This window comes from Mesorhizobium sp. Root695 (assembly GCF_001428185.1).
Taxonomy (GTDB): domain Bacteria; phylum Pseudomonadota; class Alphaproteobacteria; order Rhizobiales; family Rhizobiaceae; genus Mesorhizobium.
The window spans coordinates 371,257-392,111 of the sequence record NZ_LMHO01000001.1 but is presented as its reverse complement, the minus strand read 5'-3'; the positions used below and the strand labels follow the sequence as shown (position 1 = coordinate 392,111).

Annotated in this window: 19 protein-coding genes, 1 pseudogene and 1 riboswitch; of the genes and pseudogenes, 16 read left to right on the top strand and 4 right to left on the bottom strand. The window is 62.7% G+C overall.

What is annotated here, in order from left to right; all coding sequences use genetic code 11:
* Positions 1 to 62: 62 nt before the first annotated feature.
* The 4 genes from ASD99_RS01945 (at position 63) to ASD99_RS01930 (ending at position 4,239) form a co-directional block, all read left to right on the top strand.
* Positions 63 to 629 carry a sigma-70 family RNA polymerase sigma factor gene (locus ASD99_RS01945; RefSeq protein WP_057142684.1) on the top strand — a complete coding sequence of 189 codons (567 nt, stop codon included), beginning with the start codon at positions 63 to 65 and terminating at the stop codon, positions 627 to 629.
* The gene (locus ASD99_RS01940) at positions 626 to 1,294 is read left to right on the top strand and encodes an anti-sigma factor (RefSeq protein WP_082583114.1); all 669 of its coding nucleotides are present in this window, start codon (positions 626 to 628) and stop codon (positions 1,292 to 1,294) included. The genes ASD99_RS01945 and ASD99_RS01940 overlap by 4 nt, the downstream gene beginning before the upstream one ends.
* Positions 1,284 to 2,705 (top strand): S8 family serine peptidase, encoded by a 1,422-nt coding sequence (locus tag ASD99_RS01935; protein ID WP_057142538.1) that lies wholly within the window; start codon positions 1,284 to 1,286, stop codon positions 2,703 to 2,705. The genes ASD99_RS01940 and ASD99_RS01935 overlap by 11 nt, the downstream gene beginning before the upstream one ends.
* A 289-nt stretch (positions 2,706 to 2,994) precedes the next feature.
* Entirely contained in the window at positions 2,995 to 4,239 is a 1,245-nt protein-coding gene (locus ASD99_RS01930; RefSeq protein WP_057142683.1) for a flavin-containing monooxygenase, read from the top strand.
* Between the two features lie 13 nt (positions 4,240 to 4,252).
* On the opposite strand, the gene ASD99_RS01925 is transcribed toward ASD99_RS01930, so the two are convergent.
* Positions 4,253 to 5,275, bottom strand: a complete 1,023-nt coding sequence (locus ASD99_RS01925) for a LacI family DNA-binding transcriptional regulator (RefSeq protein WP_056589503.1) — start codon at positions 5,273 to 5,275, stop codon at positions 4,253 to 4,255.
* A 363-nt stretch (positions 5,276 to 5,638) separates the two neighbouring features.
* On the opposite strand from ASD99_RS01925, the gene ASD99_RS01920 reads away from it, so the two are divergent.
* From ASD99_RS01920 to ASD99_RS01900, 5 genes and pseudogenes are all read left to right on the top strand, one after another.
* Positions 5,639 to 6,994, top strand: a complete 1,356-nt coding sequence (locus tag ASD99_RS01920) for an ABC transporter substrate-binding protein (protein WP_057142537.1) — start codon at positions 5,639 to 5,641, stop codon at positions 6,992 to 6,994.
* Between the two features lie 262 nt (positions 6,995 to 7,256).
* Positions 7,257 to 8,270: a carbohydrate ABC transporter permease gene (locus tag ASD99_RS01915; RefSeq protein ID WP_056589496.1), complete on the top strand. Its 1,014-nt coding sequence runs from the start codon at positions 7,257 to 7,259 to the stop codon at positions 8,268 to 8,270.
* Position 8,271: 1 nt separating this feature from the next.
* Positions 8,272 to 9,426, top strand: coding sequence for a carbohydrate ABC transporter permease (locus tag ASD99_RS01910; RefSeq protein WP_057142536.1), 1,155 nt, complete (start codon positions 8,272 to 8,274; stop codon positions 9,424 to 9,426).
* Positions 9,427 to 9,430: 4 nt separating this feature from the next.
* Positions 9,431 to 11,095, top strand: coding sequence for an alpha-glucosidase family protein (locus tag ASD99_RS01905; protein ID WP_057142535.1), 1,665 nt, complete (start codon positions 9,431 to 9,433; stop codon positions 11,093 to 11,095).
* Between the two features lie 24 nt (positions 11,096 to 11,119).
* A pseudogene (locus ASD99_RS01900) lies at positions 11,120 to 12,229 on the top strand (ABC transporter ATP-binding protein); the annotation flags it as partial.
* A gap of 56 nt (positions 12,230 to 12,285) precedes the next feature.
* Here the strand turns inward: ASD99_RS01900 and ASD99_RS01895 are convergent.
* The 3 genes from ASD99_RS01895 to ASD99_RS01885 all read right to left on the bottom strand — a co-directional run bounded on the left by ASD99_RS01895 (position 12,286) and on the right by ASD99_RS01885 (position 13,065).
* Positions 12,286 to 12,522, bottom strand: a complete 237-nt coding sequence (locus ASD99_RS01895) for a DUF680 domain-containing protein (protein WP_056589482.1) — start codon at positions 12,520 to 12,522, stop codon at positions 12,286 to 12,288.
* A 70-nt stretch (positions 12,523 to 12,592) separates the two neighbouring features.
* Positions 12,593 to 12,793 (bottom strand): DUF680 domain-containing protein, encoded by a 201-nt coding sequence (locus tag ASD99_RS01890; protein WP_057142533.1) that lies wholly within the window; start codon positions 12,791 to 12,793, stop codon positions 12,593 to 12,595.
* A gap of 71 nt (positions 12,794 to 12,864) precedes the next feature.
* Positions 12,865 to 13,065, bottom strand: coding sequence for a DUF680 domain-containing protein (locus ASD99_RS01885; protein WP_056589476.1), 201 nt, complete (start codon positions 13,063 to 13,065; stop codon positions 12,865 to 12,867).
* 512 nt (positions 13,066 to 13,577) lie between these two features.
* Positions 13,578 to 13,780, top strand: a riboswitch (cobalamin riboswitch).
* Between the two features lie 112 nt (positions 13,781 to 13,892).
* On the opposite strand from ASD99_RS01885, the gene ASD99_RS01880 reads away from it, so the two are divergent.
* The 7 genes from ASD99_RS01880 to ASD99_RS01850 all read left to right on the top strand — a co-directional run bounded on the left by ASD99_RS01880 (position 13,893) and on the right by ASD99_RS01850 (position 20,853).
* Positions 13,893 to 15,140, top strand: coding sequence for an aromatic ring-hydroxylating oxygenase subunit alpha (locus ASD99_RS01880; protein WP_057142532.1), 1,248 nt, complete (start codon positions 13,893 to 13,895; stop codon positions 15,138 to 15,140).
* A 71-nt stretch (positions 15,141 to 15,211) separates the two neighbouring features.
* Positions 15,212 to 16,312 carry a hybrid-cluster NAD(P)-dependent oxidoreductase gene (locus ASD99_RS01875; RefSeq protein WP_082525561.1) on the top strand — a complete coding sequence of 367 codons (1,101 nt, stop codon included), beginning with the start codon at positions 15,212 to 15,214 and terminating at the stop codon, positions 16,310 to 16,312.
* A 120-nt stretch (positions 16,313 to 16,432) separates the two neighbouring features.
* Positions 16,433 to 16,861: a PqqD family peptide modification chaperone gene (locus ASD99_RS01870; protein WP_057142531.1), complete on the top strand. Its 429-nt coding sequence runs from the start codon at positions 16,433 to 16,435 to the stop codon at positions 16,859 to 16,861.
* Between the two features lie 44 nt (positions 16,862 to 16,905).
* Positions 16,906 to 17,955: a hypothetical protein gene (locus tag ASD99_RS01865; RefSeq protein WP_057142530.1), complete on the top strand. Its 1,050-nt coding sequence runs from the start codon at positions 16,906 to 16,908 to the stop codon at positions 17,953 to 17,955.
* A complete protein-coding gene (locus tag ASD99_RS01860) occupies positions 17,952 to 18,704 on the top strand; it encodes a glycosyltransferase family 2 protein (RefSeq protein ID WP_056589461.1) in 753 nt (250 codons plus the stop codon). Before ASD99_RS01865 ends, ASD99_RS01860 begins: the two co-directional genes overlap by 4 nt.
* Positions 18,689 to 19,381 carry a glycosyltransferase family 2 protein gene (locus ASD99_RS01855; RefSeq protein ID WP_244497577.1) on the top strand — a complete coding sequence of 231 codons (693 nt, stop codon included), beginning with the start codon at positions 18,689 to 18,691 and terminating at the stop codon, positions 19,379 to 19,381. The genes ASD99_RS01860 and ASD99_RS01855 overlap by 16 nt, the downstream gene beginning before the upstream one ends.
* Positions 19,378 to 20,853 carry a nucleotidyltransferase family protein gene (locus ASD99_RS01850; protein WP_057142528.1) on the top strand — a complete coding sequence of 492 codons (1,476 nt, stop codon included), beginning with the start codon at positions 19,378 to 19,380 and terminating at the stop codon, positions 20,851 to 20,853. Before ASD99_RS01855 ends, ASD99_RS01850 begins: the two co-directional genes overlap by 4 nt.
* Positions 20,854 to 20,855 lie beyond the last annotated feature (2 nt).

The following is a 20,855-nucleotide window of genomic DNA, read 5'->3' as shown; positions in this document are numbered from 1 at the left end:
GGATGAACCTTTTTGGACCGATCAGCGACAGAGCAGACAGGAGCCAGGCGGCTCGACCGGCCATGACGGCAGCGACGGAGACTGATCGCGCGCTTGTCGACCGGGTCGCGAAGGGCGACCGTGCCGCCGTGCGGCTCCTGTTCATGCGTCACCACGCGCGGGTCTACCGCTTCGTGGCGCGCCAGACGGGATCGGAAATGATGGCTGACGATATCGCCAACGAAGTGTTCCTCGAGCTGTGGCGCCAGGCGCCAAGCTTCGAGGGACGCTCCGAAGTCTCGACATGGCTGCTCGGCATCGCCCGTTTCAAAGCGCTGTCCTTGCTGCGCAAGAAGAAGGAAGACTGGATCGACGACGAGGCCGCTGCCGCGGTGCCCGACGGCGCCGATACGCCGGAAGTCGTCACCATGAAGGAAGACAAGGCTGCCGCCTTGCGGCGCTTCGTCAACGCATTGCCCGATGAGCATCGCGTGGTGATCGATCTTGCCTATTATCACGGACAGTCGGTGAGCGAGATCGGTGAGGTGCTCGACATTCCGGTCGCGACCGTCAAGACCCGGATGTTCTACGCCCGCAAGAAACTCGGCGAGGCCCTCAAGGCCGCCGGTCACGACAGGGGGTGGCCATGAGCGCCGCTGAAAAGATGTCGCGCCGCGACGAAATGGAAACGCTGCTGCCGTTCTATCTGAACGGCTCGCTGGAAGGTTCGGATCTGGAAGCCGTCGAGGAATGGCTGGCCAGCGATCCGGCCGCACTTGCCGCCCTTGGCGAAGCGGAAGCCGAATTCTCCGGCACCACCGCCGCCAACGAAGCGATCCGGCCGCCGGCCGATGCGCTCAGCCGCTTCGCCAGGGCGCTCGACGCCGAGGCCGGGCCTGCGCGCAAACCGGCAGGTTCGTCCTGGCTGGCGCAGGCCTGGGGCCGCTTCATGGCGGTGCCGGTTGGCGTCGCCTGGGCCGCGGCCGCGGTTCTGCTGGCCCTGGTCATGGTGCAGTCGTTTGTCGAGCCTGGCGGCAAGGGCAATGACTTCGAGATTGCCGGCGCGCAAGACGATCTGGCGAAAATGCCGTTCGCCCTGGTCAAGTTCAAGCCGGATGCCAAGATGTCGGACATTTCTGGCTTCCTCGGCAGCAACGGGCTGAAGATCATCGGTGGACCGACCGCCGACGGCGTGTTCCGGCTTGGCATGCCGGCTGCCAGCGCAGCCGACTATGCGAAGCAAATCGGCCTTATTGCCGCCCAGCCTTTTACGGAGACTGTGATCGAGGGAAGGAAACCGGTTGATGGCGGCTGAGGCAGTCATTCGATTTGCGGCAATGCTTGCGGCGGCGATGACAATCGCCGCCGTGCCCGCGTCAGCACAAACCAGCGACCCCAATCCCGATCAGACGAAAACCGACTGCCGCAACGGAGCCAACGCGTCGGGAGCCGACTGCGCCAAGGGTGGCAGTGATACAAAAAGCGGATCGGACGCAGGCCAATCCGGCGCTGTCTTCCTGCCGGCGCTGATCGTCGACCTGTTTCCCAATCCGGCGCCGGTGCCGACGCCACGGCCGGCGCCCGCAACGCCGCCGGCCGACACTCAAGCCGGCCCCCCGCCTGGCGGCCCGATCGTCTCGCCGACCGATCTCATCGCCGTTCAACCGCCGCGCGCGGTGGTCGGCGATTTCGTGCCCGACGAGGTGCTGGTGACCGTCGACGGCGATGCCGGCACTGTCCAGCAGATCGCCGCTTCCTTCGGCCTCCAGGTGCGCTCGCAGCGCCAGTCGCGGCTGCTTGGCACCACGCTGGTGCGCTTCGGCATTCCCGACGGCCGGCCCGTGGGCGCCGTGCTGGCGCAACTGGCCGCCGATGGCCGCACACAGCGGCGCGAGCCCAACCATGTCTATTCGCTGCAGCAGGCCGCCAGCATCGTCAACTATGCCTTCGACCGCATCGCGCTCGATGCCAAACAAGCCAGTGGCGAAAATGTCCGCATCGCGGTGATCGACACCGGGATCGACGACACCAACCCGGCGCTGGCGGGCGTCATTGCCGGGCAATTCGACGCCATGCCCGGCGTACCGATCGAAAAGCGCGATCACGGCACGTCGATCGATGGCCTGATCGCCGGCGTCGGCGCGCTGGAAGGCATGGCGCCCGGCGCCAGGATCTACCACGCCCGTGCCTTCGAGGGCGGCAAGTCGACCATGGACGTCATCCTGTCGGCGCTCGACTGGGCAGCGGAGCAGGACGTGCGCATCATCAACATGAGCTTCGTCGGGCCGAAGAACGACCTGCTCGGCGTCGCCTGCCGCAATGCCCGCGCGCTCGGCATGGTGCTGGTCGCCGCCGCCGGCAACAATGGGCCCAAAGCACCCTATGGTTATCCGGCCGCCTTCGACGGCGTCATCGCGGTGACCGCCACCGACGCCAGGGACGGGCTGATGCCGCAGGCCAATCGCGGCGCCTATGTCTTCATCTCGGCGCCCGGCGTCGAGATGGTGGCACCGAGCGGCGCCGGCTCGGACGTGGTCACCGGGACCTCGTTTGCGGCGGCGATCGTGAGCGGCGCCATCGCCAACCTCATCCATGCCGCGCCCGATCGCTCGGCCGACGACATCGAGAAGTCGCTCGCGGCAACGGCCAGGGATCTCGGCCCCAAGGGCCGCGACAATGATTTCGGCTACGGGCTGCTGGACATCAAGGCGGCGGCAAAGGAGTAGGTCTAACGTTGGCCGCCCAGCATTATGCCGTTTTCCTGAAGCTGTCGCCGCCTTGAAGGGTACGCATGCAGGGCTTTGATCTCCCTGCTTCGGTGTCGAGCGAAATTTTGGCCGGGCCGACAGAGGTGTTATCTTGCACCTATACCGGAGGGGGGACTATGCGGAACGCAGTGGTCTGTTCAGGCGGCATCGACTGCTATCTCGGCGCTGGGCCGCTGGCGAAGGCGTCACGTTCATCTTTGCCCACATCAAAGCGCTGCAACGACTCTGGCACAAGGGCCTGCGGCAAATGAGGAGCAACGCCAATGTCCTTGATGCGGTGGTCGTCGGGGCCGGCTGGGCCGGCCTAGGCGTCAGCTATTCGCTGACACGGCAAGGCCTGCGGCATAGCATATTGGAGCGAGGCCGCATCGGAGAAACCTGGCGCACGCAGCGGTGGAATACTTTTCGGATGAATACCCCCAACGTGCAGACTGTCATGCCAGGCGACAGCTATGACGGTTCAGACCCGTTCGGTGCCCTAACGCGCAACCAGTTCGTCGCCCTCCTTGAGGACTTCGCCGAGCGGAACGGGCTCCCGGTCGAACCGGACACCGCGGTGACCGAACTCACCGGCGTGCACGAGAATGGCGCGTATCGACTGACCACCTCGCGCGGCACATTTTTGGCGCGGAACGTGGTGATCGCGAGCGGTGATATGAACTGTCCGGCGCGCCCACCTTGGACCGCTGCGTTGCCGCCGAGCCTCCGCCAGATCGACGCTTCGGATTACCGCAGCGCCGCCGATCTCCCGGATGGAGCGGTGCTGGTGGTCGGAAGCGGCCAGTCGGGTGCCCAGATCGCGGAGGATTTGACAGAAACAGGCCGAACAGTCTTCCTTGCCACCAGTCGGGTCGGACGGCTCTCACGGCGCTACCGAGGTCGCGACATCATGATCTGGCTCGTCGAAAGCGGGTTTCTCGACGTACGTCGAGAGGAAATCATTCGACTTGCGGGACGCGTTCCACCTCGTGGTCTGCTTGGGGCGGAATACACGTTAAGCCTCCAGGGACTCAGTGCCCGCGGTATCGTGCTGCTTGGCCGGTTCGCAGGCGTCGAGGGCGGCGGCTGTCTCTTGTTCGACGACGATCTGGAAGCGAACGTTCGTTTTGCGGACGAAGCTTCGGCCAACGTCAAACGCTATATCGACGAGTATATCAGCCGCTCCGGAATCGATGCTCCCCTTTCGGAACCCGATCCAGCGGAGACTGTCGCAGTCCATCTACCCAATCCGGCTGTCCGTTCTCTTGATGTTGCCAAGTCCGGCATCACGACCGTGGCGTGGTGCACTGGCTTCCGGGGCGATTTCAGTTGCGTGAATCTCCCGGGGGTGCTCGACTCGCAAGGACAGCCTATTCATGAGGATGGCGTGGCCGTTCAGCCAGGCATCTACTTCGCCGGGCTAGATTTTGCCTCCACGCGCAAATCAGGCACAATATTGGCGATTGCCGAGGAGGCACATCGCCTTGTCGAACACATCGTGAGGCATTCCTGACGGGCTGTCTGCCCTACGCAGGTGCGCCGGCCACCGATCCCCTGACCACCAGGTCGACCGGCCAGACCTCGCCTCGCGCCCCCTCTTCCAGCCCCGAAATCCGTGCCGCCAGCCGCTCGGCGACGCGGGCGCCGGCGAGACGGATGGATGAACGCGTCGTCGACAGCGGCACCGAGAAATTCTCCGGCCTTAGCCAGGGGAAGACATCGTCATGGGCGATCAGCGACACGTCAGCCGGAATGCTCAGGCCGAGGTCGCGCACAGCACGAACGACGCCCAGCGCCATGATCAGGCTGGAGCAGGCGATCGCTGTCGGCGCGTCGCCCTCTTCCAGCAAACGCCTGGTGGCGCGATAGCCGTTCTCCTCGGTCATCGCCACCGAGCAGACATGGCGCTCGCCCAATGTCAGCCCGCTCGCGGCAAGCGCCCGGCGCACGCCGCGTTCGCGATGGATGGCGAAGGTCTCGCGATCGTCGCCGTTGATCAGCGCCAGCCGCCGGTGGCCGAGCTGGATCAGCAGCCTGGCCGCCTCGTGGAAGGCGCCCTCGTTGTCGATGTCGGTGAAGGCATAGTCGAAGTCGAAACCTTCGCTGCGGCCATGGACGATGAAGGGAATGCCGAGCGTGTTGACCAGCGCCACGCGCCGGTCGGCGGGCCTTGGCGACGAGATGTAGACAGCATCGACCTGCCGGTTGGCGACGATGCGCCGGTAGGTGGTCTCTTGGTCGTCGGCGTCGGCCGGCGACAGCACCAGGTCGAGTTCATGCGAGCGGGCGTAGTCGCCGAGGCCGGACAGGAACTCGACGAAATGCGGATCGATATCGACAGCGGCACCGGTCGGCAGGACATAGCCGATCATCCCGGTCTTGCCGGTCGCCAGCCGGCGCGCGCTCGGATTGGGGCGGTAGCCATGGCGCTTGGCGGCATCCATCACCCGCCGGCGCGTTTCCTCGTTGACCTCGGGATAGCCGTTCAGGGCGCGGCTTACCGTGGTCTGCGAAAGTGCCAGCATATGGGCGAGCTGCTTGAGGTTCACGAAAGGTCTCCATTCCCTCAAAGCGCTTTCAGATTGAATCGACCCAAGTGCCGTAAGGGCCGGTCCATAGGAGGATGAACCATAGACGCGGTTTAGGCCGGTTTGAAACAAAAATTGCTGCTGCACCGCCATAAAAGCATGTTGCAGCGCACTTTTTCTATCGCAAACGTGCGAAATTAAATCGATTAGTTCGCCAGCCTCTTGACTTCCAGGCGATTCAATGGCGAGATCAAAAAAGCCAAAGCGCTTTGGAAGACTCTTCGAAAGGTTGCGGTTCCTTTCTGACTGAGTCACAGTCCTGCGGCGTCGGCGGGCGGAATGGAGGTTCCGTCCGGTGTGTGTGACCCACTGGGAGGAATACCGATGAAGAAAATGCTTTTGCTGGGTGCTGCGTTTGCCACGCTCGCCCTGAACGCGCCCGCGCATGCCGAGCTGAAGTTCAAGCCAGGCGAAGACAAGCGCTTCAACTGGGCGAACTACGAAGAGCTCAAGAAAGTCGACCTCAAGGGTGAGACGCTGTCGATCTTCGGACCGTGGCGCGGTGAGGACGAAGGCCTGGTGCGCGGCGTTCTCGACTATTTCTCGGAAGCCACCGGCGTCGAGATCAAATACTCCTCCTCGGAGAATTACGAACAGCAGATCGTCATCGACACACAGGCCGGTAGCCCGCCCAACATCGCCGTGCTGCCGCAGCCGGGCCTGATCCAGGACCTTGCATCGAAAGGCCTTTTGACGCCCCTCGGTGACGACACCGCCAAATGGGTCAAGGACAATTACGGCGCCGGACAGTCATGGGTCGATCTCGGCACCTTCAAGGACAAGGACGGCAAGCCGGGCTTCTTCGCCTTCCCCTACAAGGCCGACGTGAAGTCGCTGGTCTGGTATTCGCCGGATAATTTCGAGGAAGCCGGCTACAAGGTGCCGAAGACGCAGGAAGAACTCGCCGATCTCGAAAAGAAGATCATCGCCGATGGCGGCAAGCCGTGGTGCATCGGTCTCGGCTCGGGCGGCGCCACCGGCTGGCCGGCAACCGATTGGGTCGAAGACCTGATGCTGCGCACCCAGCCTCCGGAAGTCTATGACAAATGGGTGAAGAACGAGATTCCGTTCAACGATCCGGCGGTGGTCAACGCCATCGACATCTTCGGCAAGATCGCCACCGACGACAAGATGGTCGATGGCGGCGCCAAGGCGGTTGCGGCGACTGATTTCCGCGACAGCCCGAAGGGCCTCTTCGCGGTGCCGCCGAAATGCTACCTGCACCATCAGGCATCGTTCATCCCGACCTTCTTCCCGGAAGGCACCAAGGTCGGCCAGGACGCGGACTTCTTCTACTTTCCGCCCTATGCCTCCAAGCCTGAACTGGGCACGCCCGTGCTCGGCGCCGGTACGCTGGCGATGATCACCAAGGACTCCAAGGCAGCGCGCGCGTTCATCGAATTCCTGAAGATGCCGCTCGCCCATGAGATCTGGATGGCCGAGGGCGGTTTCGTGACGCCGCTCAAGTCGGTCAACAAGGATGCCTATGCCAGCGACGCGCTGAAGAAGCAGGGCGAAATCCTCGCCAACGCCTCGACCTTCCGCTTCGACGGTTCCGACCTGATGCCGGGCAAGATCGGCGCCGGCGCCTTCTGGACCGGCATGATCGACCTGGTCGGCGGCAAGTCCGCGCAGGATGTCGCCACCGACATCCAGAAGAGCTGGGACGCCATCAAGTAGGTGACCGACAGGTAAGCAGCCGATCGTTCGGCTGGACGTTTGGACCATCCGATCCTGACTGGATCCGGGTCCTGGAGGCCCGGATCCGACCGGCGGCCCGCGCCGCGGCGACTATCATGAGCACACAGACATCCGGCATGAAGCGTGATCAGCAAAGGGAAAACCCATCTTGCCTGGCGATCGCGCTCTGAACAACTGAATCGGCGCATCTCACCGCCCGAACCGTTCGGCTTTGGCTGATGATGCGCAGGGGGAGGGACCCATGGCGGCTCAGATTTTCTCGGCCATTTTCGTCATCATCGTCGGCGTCGGCGGTTGCGTCGCCTATTTCTGGGGCGCCAACAAGCTGGTCGACCTGATATTCCCGTCGCGCGGCGTCGCCGGTGCCGCGGCCATCGACAATCTGCGTCGGCAAGGGCTGGTCCGTCCCTGGCTGTTTGTTGGCCCAGCGATGATCATCCTGACCATCTACCTGATCTATCCCGTGGTCGAGACGCTGCGGCTGTCCTTCCTCGATCGCGGCGGCATCAATTTCGTCGGCTTCGCCAATTACGAATGGGCCTTCGGCGACCGCGAGTTCCGCAACTCGATCCTCAACAACATCATCTGGCTGGCGGTCGTGCCCGCCGCCTGCACCTTCCTTGGACTGATCATCGCCGTGCTCACCGACAAAATCTGGTGGGGCACGATCGCCAAGAGCCTGATCTTCCTGCCGCTGGCGATCTCCTTCGTCGGCGCCAGCGTCATCTGGAAATTCATCTACGAGTATCGTGGCGAGGGGCAGACGCAGATCGGCATCCTCAACGCCATCATCCAGCATTTCGGCGGCCAGCCGCAGGTCTGGATATCGCTGCCGTTCTGGAACAATTTCTTCCTGATGGTGATCCTGATCTGGATCCAGACCGGCTTTGCCATGGTCATCCTATCCTCCGCCCTGCGCGGCATTCCCGAAGAGACACTGGAAGCCGCCGTCATCGACGGTGCCAATCCCTTCCAGATCTTCTGGAAGATCATGGTGCCGCAGATCTGGGGCACCATCGCTGTCGTCTGGACCACGATCACCATCTTGGTGCTCAAGGTGTTCGACATCGTGCTGACGATGACCAACGGCCAGTGGAACAGCCAGGTGCTGGCCAATCTGATGTTCGACTGGATGTTCCGTGGCGGCGGCGATTTCGGCCGCGGCGCCACCATCGCCATCATCATTATGATCGCGGTCATTCCGATCATGGTCTGGAACATCCGCCAGGCGAACAAAGAGACGGGAGGGCATTGAGATGGCCGTTGCGACCGGAAATTCCTTCGCCAGCCGCTTTGGCGTCCACATTGCCGTGCTTGTCTTCGTCGCGATCTGGACCATACCGACGCTCGGCATCCTGGTCTCTTCGCTGCGCGACAAGAACCAGATCATCGCCTCGGGCTGGTGGAATTCCTTCTCCAGTTCCACTCAGACGGAAGCCGGCCGCCTGCCGGCCGCCTCGACGCAAGTCGAAAAGGACGGCAAGTTCGTCCTTGAGGGCAACATCTTCGGCGACGGCGCCAAGCGCAACATCAGCGCCTTCGGCGTCAAATCGGCGGCACCGACGCAATATCCCGCCGGCACGACAGCCGATCTCGGAGACGGCGTGACATTGCTGCTCAACGCCGATGGCAGCTTCGTCATGGCCTCGCCCAAGGCGTTCGAAGGCGATCGCGGCCAACGCGTCTACTATGCCTCGTCGGCGCCACCGAAATTCACCACCGACAACTACAAGACGGTGCTGTTTTCGGAAGGCATCGGGCGGTCATTCATGAACTCGCTGACCGTCACCATCCCGGCGACCGTCATCCCGATCCTGATCGCCGCCTTTGCCGCCTATGCACTGGCCTGGATGCGGTTTCCCGGCCGGGCACTGCTGATCGCGGTCATCATCGGCCTGCTGGTGGTGCCGCTGCAGATGTCGCTGATCCCGCTTTTGAAACTCTACAACGGCGTCGGCTCTTTCTTCGGCATGCCGTCGAAGACCTATCTCGGCATCTGGCTGGCGCATACCGGCTTCGGCCTGCCCTTCGCCATCTACCTGCTGCGCAGCTACATTGCCGGCCTGCCGCGCGAGATCATGGAATCGGCGCGCATCGACGGCGCCAGCGATTTCGAGATCTTCGTAAAGATCGTCTTGCCGCTGTCGTTCCCGGTGCTGGCCTCGTTTGCCATCTTCCAATTCCTGTGGGTATGGAACGATCTGCTGGTGGCGATGGTTTTCCTGGGTACAGAGGCAGACCAGATCGTGCTGACCGCCAAGCTCAACGCCCTGTTGGGCTCACGCGGCGGCGACTGGGAGATCCTGACGACATCGGCTTTCGTGACCATCATCGTGCCGCTGATCGTCTTCTTCTCGCTGCAGCGCTATTTTGTCCGCGGGCTGCTTGCCGGCTCGGTGAAAGGAGGCTGAGACGATGCAATCCGCTTTGAAGGCCAGTTCGAAGCCCGATCTCGCCATCGATAGCGACTGGTGGCGAGGCGCGGTGATCTACCAGATCTATCCGCGCAGCTACCAGGACTCGAACGGCGACGGCATTGGTGACCTCAAGGGCATCATCGGGCGGCTGCCCTACATCGCGGCACTCGGCACGGACGCCATCTGGATTTCGCCGTTCTTCAAGTCGCCGATGAAGGATTTCGGCTATGACGTGTCCGATTACTGCGACGTCGATCCGATGTTCGGCTCGCTGGCCGATTTCGACGCGCTGACCGCCGAGGCACACAGGCTGGGCTTGAAGGTGATGATCGACGAAGTGCTGTCGCACACCGCCGACAACCATCCATGGTTCAAGGAAAGCCGGTCGAGCCGCACCAACCCGAAGGCCGACTGGTACGTCTGGGCAGACGCCAAGCCGGACGGCACGCCGCCCAACAACTGGCTGTCGATCTTCGGCGGCTCGGCTTGGCAATGGGACACCAGCCGCCAGCAATATTACCTGCATAATTTCCTGGCCGAGCAGCCCGACCTCAACTTCCACAACCGCCAAGTCCAGGACGCGTTGCTCGACGTCACCCGTTTCTGGCTGGAGCGCGGCGTCGACGGCTTCCGGCTCGACACCATCAATTTCTACTTCCACAGCCAGGGCCTGGAAAACAACCCGCCGCTGCCGCCGGAGGAGCGCAACGACCAGACCGCACCCGCGGTCAATCCCTACAATTACCAGGACCATCTCTACGACAAGAGCCGTCCGGAGAACCTCGGCTTCCTCGAACGCTTCCGCGCCCTGCTCGATGAATATCCGGCAACCGCCGCGGTCGGCGAGGTCGGCGATTCGCAGCGCGGGCTGGAAGTGGTGGCGGCCTACACCGCCGGCGGCAAGCGCGTGCACATGTGCTATTCCTTCGATTTTCTGGCGCCGGAAAAGATCAGTGCGGCCAAGGTCCGCTCGGTGCTGGAATCTTTCGGCAAGGTCGCCAGCGACGGCTGGTCGTGCTGGGCCTTTTCCAATCATGACGTGATGCGCCCGGCCTCGCGTTGGGCAGCCAATGAGGCCGACCCGATCGCCTACCTCAAGGTCATCTCGGCGCTGCTGATGTCCTTGCGCGGTTCGGTCTGCATCTATCAGGGCGAAGAGCTTGGGCTTGGCGAGGCCGACCTGCGGTTCGAGGATCTGCAGGACCCCTACGGCATCCGCTTCTGGCCTGAATTCAAAGGCCGCGACGGCTGCCGCACGCCGATGGTGTGGGACGGCAGCGCCAGCAATGGCGGCTTCTCGTCGGCAAAACCCTGGCTGCCGGTGCCGGCCAAGCATCTGGCGCAAGCGGTCAATGTCCAGCAGGGCGACGAGAGTTCGCTGCTCGAGCACTACCGGCGCTTTCTCAGCTTCCGCCGCGCCCATCCGGCGCTGGCCAAGGGCGATATCACCTTCATCGAAAGTGAGGGCGACACGGTCGCCTTCACGCGCCGCGCCGGCAACGAGCAGGTGGTCTGCGTCTTCAATCTGGGCGCCAGGCCGACCGAGGTTGACCTTGGCAACCGATCGCTGCAACCTTTGCCCGGGCACGGATTTTCGGGGCAGGCGAGCAGCGGCTCCATACAGCTTGGCGGCTACGGCGCCTGGTTCGGGCGCATCGACTGAATTCAAATCACTGGGAGGAAACCAATGGCCGATGTCACGCTAAGACAAGTGAAGAAGTCCTACGGCACTCTGAACATTCTCCACGGCATCGACCTCGATATAAAGTCGGGCGAGTTCATCGTCTTTGTCGGCCCGTCTGGCTGCGGCAAGTCGACATTGCTGAGGTCGATCGCCGGGCTCGAGGAAATCACCTCCGGCGAGCTCAGAATAGCCGGCGAGGTGGTGAACGACGTGCCGCCATCGAAGCGGGGCATCGCCATGGTGTTCCAGTCCTACGCGCTCTATCCGCACATGACCGTCTACGACAACATGGCGTTCTCGATGAAGATCGGCAAGGAAAACAAGGCCGAGATCGATCGCCGCGTACGCCAGGCGGCGGAAATCCTGCAGCTGACCAAATATCTCGACCGCCTGCCCAAGGCGATGTCGGGCGGCCAGCGCCAGCGCGTCGCCATCGGCCGTGCCATCGTGCGCAATCCGAAAGTGTTCCTGTTCGACGAGCCGCTTTCGAACCTTGACGCCGCACTTCGCGTCGCCACCCGCATCGAGATCGCCAAGCTCAAGGAATCGATGCCCAACACGACCATGATCTACGTCACCCATGACCAGGTCGAGGCGATGACGCTGGCCGATCGCATCGTGGTGCTCAAGGACGGCCATATCGAACAGGTCGGCACGCCGATGGACCTCTACAAGAAACCCGGCAACCTGTTCGTTGCCCAGTTCATCGGCTCGCCGGCCATGAACATCCTGCCGGCGACCATCGACAAGACCGGCAACCCGACCGTCGTCAGCCATGTCGGCGGCCGCAAGGCAACCGTGCCGATCACCACGCCGGCTTCGGCGAAGGGTACCGCGGTGAGTTTCGGCGTGCGGCCGGAGGATCTGATCATCTCCAGCGGCGCTGACTATCTGTTCGAGGGAACGGTCGATTATGTCGAGCAGCTCGGCGAGGTCCAGCTGGTCTATATCGACATCGGCCGCGCCGATCTGCCGCTGGTGACCAAGCTGCCCGGCAATGTCGAGGTCAAGCGCGGCTCGACATTGCGGCTGAGCGCCAATGGCGAGGACCTGCATATCTTCGATACGGATGGGCATTCCTTTGCGCTGCAAAAGCCGGAAGCAAAGGCGGCCAAAAAAGAGCGGCGGGCTTGGCCCGCCGCTCTTCTTTTGAAGATCAGCTTCGGCTGTTAGCGGCCGAAGAGGTTCCGGTCGCTGCCCTGAGGGGCGGACTTCTGTACGTCGCCCGACGAATTGAGCAGCTTCTCGACGAGGCCACCGCTGTTGCGGATCGAGCTCGTGTGCGCGGTGTCAACCGAAGTGACGGCAGGCTGGTTGGCGCCGTTGGAGCCAAAGTTGTCGCTACCGGCGAAGGCACTGCCGGTGATGGCCAGAACGGCGGCGGCAGCAATAAGGATCTTGTTCATTTTAGTCTCCTGAATTTCTAGATTTCGCCAGGACGGCAGGCATACCCGCCGTCAACTGGGAAATTGGTTGTTAGCGACCGAAGAGGTTGCGATCGCTGCCCTGAGCGGCCGTCTGGGCAACCGGTTCGGATGTCTTGGTGGAAGCCGTGTACGACTGGTCGACCGCCGCGGCAGGCTGATTGGCGCCGTTCGAACCATAGTTGTCGCTAGCGGCGAAGGCGCTGCCGGAAATGGCCAGAACGGCTGCGGTAGCAAGAATGATCTTCTTCATTTCAAGTCTCCTGAATTTCTGGATTTCGCCAGGACGGCAGGCATACCCCCCGTCAACTGGTGATTCGGCTGTTAGTGGTTGCCGAAGAGGTTACGGTCGCTACCCTGGGCAGGCGTCTGAGCAGCCGGTTCCGACTTCTTGACCGAAGCGGTGTACGAGCTGTCGACAGCAGTGGCTGCCGGGGCGTTCGAACCATAGTGGTCGCTACCATTAGCGAAGGCGCTGCCGGAAATGGCCAGAAGGGCGGCGGCAGTGAGAATGATCTTTTTCATTTTATGTACTCCAGTATTTTTAGTATTTTTCCCGTCCGTATAGCGGCGTGTCTTGGGAGGAAATCGCGTCGTTCGGACAGCCCCGATGTGGTAGGACCGGTCTGCCTTTTCCAATCACGAAGTTGTTCCGTGTGGACCATGAATCCGCCACTTGAAATTGCGCCAAGGGCTTCTACACAATACTTTTTCCATATATTTATCAATATGTTAGCCAAAGCCGCCAGTCATATCACCAACTGTTTCGTAGGCCCAGCGTTCACACCGTCCTGCACGCACCGTCAACAGAAACGAACCGTTCGGTTCGATTTTAGTGACCGCTAATAGTCACTTTTCGAAACTGTTAACCCTTTTTGACCTCGGTCAGGGGTCGGTTTCGAGGAGATTGCAGATGGGAAGGCCGCCGCGGAGATAGGATTTCAGCGCGGCAATCGCCAACCGGGGCGTTTCGCGTGCGTGTCGCGCCGCATGGATACGATGTCGTTTTCATGCCGATGACGCGTCCGCGATCGTGGTTAGATCATACCATCTCAGGTGCCACTTCGTGACGACGGGGCGGAGAATTGGGAAGCCGGTCAGAATCCGGCGCTGCCCCCGCAACGGTGGTGGAGTTCAAGTCGCAACGGGAGACCACTGGGCAACTGCCTGGGAAGGTGTCGCGATGGTCCGCAAGGACAACTCCAGAGCCCGGAAACCAGCCCAAGATTTCTAGACTCGACTGATCGCGGTGGGCGGTCAAGAGGTGGATCGTGCATGTCCGACGCATCGCCGGCCTGCGTCCAATCCTTCCTCCGTCACCACCAGTTCAGTCCTTAAAGCGAGGACAGGACATGGATATTCGCAACGACATGCTGAGGCTCTTAAACAGCCGCAGGCAAGGCTTTTCGCTAGAGCAGCCGTTCTACACCGATCCAGACTACTTCAAGCTCGACATGGAGCTGATCTGGTATCGCGACTGGCTGTTCATCGGCCACGATTGCGAGCTTCCGAAGCCGGGCAGCTACATCACAGTGCAGATCGGCGACTATCCGGTCGTTCTTGTCCGCGACCAGCAAGGCAAGATCAACGCCTTCCACAATTCCTGCCGGCATCGCGGCAGCCGCGTCTGCAACACCGAGAAGGGTACGGCGGCAAAGCTCGTCTGCCCCTATCACCAATGGACCTATGAGCTCGACGGCCGCCTGCTGTTTGCCCGCCAGATGGCCGACGGTTTCGACAAGAGCCAGTTCGGCCTGAAGCCGGTCGCCTGCGAAAACGTCGGCGGCTACATCTTCATCTGCCTGGCCAAGGAGCCGGCGGATTTCGCGCCGATGCGGGCGATGATCGAACCTTATCTTTTGCCGCACCGGTTGCGCGAAGCAAAGATCGCCTTCGAGAGCACGATCATCGAGAAAGGCAACTGGAAGCTGGTCTGGGAAAACAACCGCGAGTGCTACCACTGCGCCGCCAATCATCCCGAACTGTGCAAGACCTTCCCCGAGGCGCCGACCGTGACCGGCGTCAACGGCGCCGATAGCGACCCCGAGATGGTCGCGCATTGGGCCAAATGCGAGGCCGCCGGCCTGCCGAGCAAATTCCGCATCGATCCGGCCGGACAGTATCGCGCCACCCGCGCGCCACTGCTGCGCGATGCCGTCAGCTACACCATGACCGGCAAGCTGGCGGTCAAGAAGAACCTTTCCGACACCGTCTCCGCCGACCGGATCGGCACCTTGATGCACTATCACTATCCGACGACCTGGAACCACATCCTCATCGACCACGCGGTGACGTTCCGGGTGCTGCCGATCAGCGCCACGGAAACGGCGGTGACGACCAAATGGCTGGTGCACAAGGATGCGGTCGAGGGCATCGATTACACCATCGAAGACCTCACCCATGTCTGGACCGAGACCAACGACCAGGACCGCCGCATCGTCGAGGAAAACGCCTTCGGCATCCTGTCGCCCGCCTATGAGCCCGGCCCCTATTCGGAGCTGCATGAGGGTGGCGTGATCCAGTTCGTCGAATGGTACGCGTCGTTCATCGGTCCGCGCCTTGCCGAAGGCGAGCGGCCGACCCTGCGCAGCGTCGCCTAGCGCATGTCGCCCAAAAGTGCGCAGCGGTTTTGGGACATGCACAAAACAAAAGGGACAAGAGGATGAATGCGATGACGGATCTTGGCCTCTATCGCCATCTCGACCAGATGACGCCGTGGAACGACAGGCTGCAGGTGCTGGAAGTGATCGGCGTCAGCGACGAAGCGCCTGACGTTAAGACCTTCACCTTCCGCTCCGACAACCAGACCTGGTTCCGCTACAAGCCCGGCCAGTTCGTGACGCTGGAACTGCCGACCGCCGACGGGCCGCTGATGCGCACCTACACGCTGTCGTCCTCGCCATCGCGGCCGTTCTCGATCGCGGTGACAGTGAAGGCGCAGGCCGGCAGCATCGGCACGCGCTGGATGTTCGATCATCTGACGCCCGGGTCGCACGTCAAGGCCTATGGGCCGACCGGTGATTTTTCGCTGCACAGCCACCCGGCGGCCAAGTATCTGTTCATTTCGGCAGGCTCCGGCGTGACACCGATGATGTCGATGCTGCGCTGGCTGAATGACTGCGCGCCATGGACCGATGTCGGCTTCGTCAACTGCGCACGCCGCCCGGAAGAGATCATTTTCCGCAAGGAACTCGAACTGCTCGGCAGCCGTATGCCCGGCCTGTCGCTCGGCTTCATGATCGAGGAGCGGTCGAGCCGCGAGGGCTGGTTCGGCCATATGGGCCGCATCGACGCGATCCGGCTGCCACTGCTGGCGCCCGATTTCCGCGAGCGCGAAATCTTCTGCTGCGGCCCCGATCCCTTCATGCGCGCCGTGCGCGGCATGCTGGACTCAGCCGGCTTCGACATGACGAAATATCATCAGGAGAGCTTTGCGGCGCCTGTCGTGGAAGAAATCCCGGCGCCATTCGCGTCGCCGGCTGAAAACGGTGCCGCCATTGTCGCCGAAGCCGCGACGCCGATCCGTTTCGCGCTTTCGGATGTCGACGCCGAATGCGTCGCCGGCCAGACGGTGCTGCAGACGGCACGGGCCTCGGGCGTGCGGATTCCCGCCGCATGCGAGTTCGGCCTGTGCGGCACCTGCAAGGTGAGGAAGGTCGCGGGCAACGTCGAGATGAGCCACAATGGTGGTATCCTCGATCACGAAATCGACGACGGTTTTATCCTCGCCTGTTGCTCAAAACCGCTTTCGGCGCTCGAAATCGAGGCGTGATCCGCTTGGAGCCGCCGCGCGCGTTGGCTTGCCAAGAAAGAATCGAGTGTTTACAGGCCTTATGAGCTGAGCGACCGCGCCGACCGACGATTGCTCGCGCAGCTATGGGGGTCAAGAGCAATGCGTCATACCGATGTATACGCGATTTCGAGCAAGGACATTGTCTTTGAATCCTTCGACGGCGAAGCCGTCGTGCTCGATCTTTCGAGCGGGAAGTACTTCGGATTTTCCGATTCGGGCAGCAGGATCTGGCAGGCGCTATCGTCCGGCGTCGATGCCCAGGCTCTGATCGGGCTGACCGCTGGCGCCTCGACGATTGGCCCGGCTGAACTCGAAGGCTTCGTATCGCAATTGCTCGAGCTGGGGCTGCTGGTTGGCCTGGATGCGCCGCCGCAGCCGCTGCCTGACGAATTGCTTGCCGAGCTTGCCGCCACGAGCGAGCCGCTCACCGTGAATGTCCACGACGACCTCGCCGACCTGATCATCGTGGATCCTATCCATGAAGTCGAGGAGCCGGTTGGCTGGCCGGCGGTCAAACAGGCATCCTGACGAGCCGCCGGTTGCACCGCGATAGAAGGGCGCTGGACTTGGCCATGTCGCGCGTCACTCTCGAAACCTTGCCGGATTACGCCCGGCATCTCATCGCCGCCGCTGAACGCGCGGCCGCGTACAATCCAGTCGTGCGCAAGATCCGCCTGCCCCGGCTGGAGCTTACCGCGCATCTCGGCCCCGGCGTGCTGGCGGATGCACTCGGCCATGCTTTGGTCGAGACCAGGGACGATCAACCTGAAACGTCCAGTTGCCGCATTTTCATTGTTCATCCAGGCATCCCCGGCATCCCCGAGCCGGCCAAGTGGGGCGACGCGCATTTCACCGAGCACGGCTTTGCCAAGCGGCTCGCCGAGACCGGGTTGCGTGGCCACCATTTTCACGATCTCGACTTCTGGCAGTTCTACGATCCGCAACGTCGCGTTGGCGTGCAATTGATGGCCTCGACTGACGCCTTTCCACCGTGGGAGCCGGGAGCGCCGCTGCGGGCCTTCCTGCACTGGGAGTATGCGGCGCGCGGCATGCGCCTTGCCCATGCCGGCACGCTCGGCGCCAATGGCAAGGGCGTTCTGCTGGCCGGCGCGGGCGGCGCTGGGAAATCCGGGACCGTCGCTGCCGGCCTCCTCAATGGGCTGGACAGCGTCGGCGACGATTATGTGCTGATCGATCTCGCCAACGGCGTGAGTGCCAGCCCGCTGTTTTCGACGCTCAAGCAGGATCCCCAAGGGTTTTCTCGGCTTGGACTCACGCACCGGCTGCCGGCCCATGGTCCGCTCAACTGGCAAGGCAAACATACTTTTCACATTGCCGATATTGCGCCTCAGCCGGTGCCTGCAACTCTGGACATCGTTGCGCTGGTGGTGCCACATATCGGCGGGGGCGGGGCAAGTTCGATCATGCCGGTATCGCGCAGGGATGCCATGATTGCCTTGGCGCCGTCCGGGATAGCGCAGATGCCGGGCGAGCGGGAAAGCGGCTTTCGCTTCTTCAGCGACCTGACCCGCCTGCTGCCATGCTACCGTCTGTCGCTGGGAACGCAGCCACAGGAGATAGCCGGCACGATTGCGGACTTTCTCGCGCGGGGCGCTTCGTGAAACTGAGCGTGATAATGCCTGTCTACAATCGCGAGCGCTATGTGGTTTCTGCATTGCGCTCGCTCGTGCGGCAGCGTGATGCCGCCGATCTCGACATTATCGTCATCGATGACGGCTCGACCGACGGCTCAGTGGAGGCCGTGCGCTCGATGATGCGCGAGACCCCCTGCATCCGCCTGTTCCGGCAATCCAACATGGGCGTCACCAAGGCGCGCAATGCCGGGCTGAAACAGTTGCTACCGCAGACGCGCCTGGTGTCGTTTCTCGATTCGGACGACATCTCCCCGATGGGGCGCTTCACGGCGGATCTCGCCTGCTTCGAAGAGGATCCCGGCCTCGACCTGACCTATTCGCGCATGACGCTGGTGGACAAGATAGATGGCGAGACGCTGGAACCAGCCGCCGACAGCCACTCCATCACCGTCCGAGGGATCCACCTGTCAGCCGGAATCTTTGCGCGAGACCTCATCGAGCGCACCGGTGGCTTCGACGAGGATTTCAAACAGGCCGAGGACACCGACTATCTGTTGCGTATCTTTGAGAGCCAAGCAAAATACGTTATGCCCGATACGGTGGCTCTCTATTACCGGCGTCATCCCGGCAACATGACCAAGGAAGCCGATGTGCCCTTTCGCGAGTTCATGCGCGCCATTCACAAGTCGATGAAGCGTCGCAGGGCCGACCCCAGCTTGCGCCCAGTGGAGGGAATCTTCGACGTCAAGGATCTCGCGCAGTGGCGATTCCCGTAATGGCAGGCTACGGCGTCGTCATTCCGGCTTTGAACGCGGCCGCCACCATAGGCGCGGCCCTGAACTCCGTTCTGGCCCAGACGGTAAAGGCGGAGGCTATCGTCGTGGTCGATGACGGTTCGACCGACGATACGGCTGCCGTGATCGACGCGATGAACCTGCCGGTAACGGTGCTGCGGCAAGAGAATGCGGGGCCCGGAAGCGCCACAACCAAGGGTTTTGCCGCACTCTCGACTCCGTTCGTCGCGACGCTCGATGCCGACGACCTGTGGCTGGCGGACAAGATCGAAAAGCAGCTGGGCTATCTCAACCGTCATCCCGCAACAGCGGGCGTTTTTACGCACTGGCGGACGTTTCGCGGTGACAGGCCCGATTTGCCCGAGGCGGCCAGTGTGGCGGGCTGGTCGCGCACGACGATGATGATCCGCCAGGAGGTGGTGCAGACCGTCGGTCCCATCATCGACCCACCCGGCGGCCGCGGCGAGATGATCGACTGGATCGCCCGGGTTCGTGAGGCAGGCTTTGTCCTTGCCATGCTCGACGACATGCTTGCATTGCGCCGCATCAGGCCGGGCAGCCTTTCCTATGGCCGCGACCCGGAGCGCGACCGCGGCTACCTCCAGGTGGCAAGGCTCGCCATGCAGCGGCGAGCTCAGAACAAGGCGGGCTCCAGTTGAAAGCCAGGCCCGTTCGCCGTATCGGGCGTCGCTTCCCGGATTATGGTTGGTCCTGGCCGACCGGCCAGCTCGACCAGTTGCTCAAGGCGGCGCTGCTCTCCGATGAAGACGCAGCCGCTGGCTGCGCCGCGCGCTGGCTGGACGAGAACGACATCGACCTTGTCTCGTTTAGGGAACACCGGTTGCTCGCTGCCATCTCCGACAGGTTCGGCAGAAAGCTTGCCGGCCATTCCGCCTATCCGCGCCTTGTCGGCCTGCAGAAGATGCTGTGGACCAAGTCGCGCATGGCGATGCGCGAGGGCGAGCCGGCGCTGAAGGCAATGGCCGACGGTGGCGCCGACATCATGCTGATAAAGGGCGCCAGCCGCGTTGCCTTGAATGCGTCGGCGCAGCGTGGCCGGGTGGCGCACGACATCGACATACTGGTGCGCCCGCGCGACATGGCTGCCGCCTTCGACATCCTGTGTGATCGCGACTGGCAGATCGCCTCGGGCGTCAGCGCGCAATATCTGCGAACCCGGTTGGCGTCGCTGCGGTCGATGAATTTCTTCAAGGGCCGTTTCGGCGACATCGACCTGCACCAGCTCGGCTATGACGGGTCGCAGGCAAGCGCGGAAGACGATCTGGCGATCTGGCAACGGGCGATCCCGGCCGAATTCAGCGGCGTCGCGGTCTTCGTGCCGTCGCCGGCCGATCGCATGGCCCTGGCCATCGCCCATGGCGGCCTCGATGCCCACACCCATAGCGACTGGCTTGTCGATTGCGCGGTCGCCATCCATGGCGGAGACGTCGACTGGGACGTGTTCCTAGACATCGTCGGCAGACGCGGCCTGGCCGTTCCGGCGGCGGTGGCATTGTCCTATCTGGCGTTTGAGATCGGCGTTGCTGTGCCCGAGTCGACATTGGCCAGGATCTTCGAGATGGCCGACCGGGCTGGCCTGTCGCGTTGGTCGTCGGTTCTGCAGGCCAAGCCGCGCACGGATTTCGGCGGCCTTGTCTGGCTGTCGCGCGGGCTTGCCAAGCAATTGCGCCTGAAGCGGAAGAAGGGCCGGTTGCAACAGGAGCCGCCCGCCAAGGCCTGGCGCGGCAGATCGGCCGCGCGCAAACCGCAAGCCTCACCGGCGCCATTGGCGTTTTCGCAGGCCATCGCCTGTCCGCAAACGACCGGCGACATGATGCTTGATATCACCGTCAGGATCAGTGTTCCGCCGGTCCGACGCCGTATCGAAATGGAAATCAATGCCGGTGACGACCATATCGCTCGGCTGCGCGCCATGGCCATCAGCCGATCCGGCAAGGAACGCGTGCTGCATTTTCGCGGCAAGGTGAAGCTCGACGGCGCGCGGAACGCCCTGACGCTCGAAGCGCGACCGTCGCGCCAGTTTCGTGAATGGAACGACGAGGCCACGGTGGCTGCCTATGGCGCCTTGCCTTTCCAGCTGTTGTCGGCGGATTTCTCGCCGATTGGCTGAAG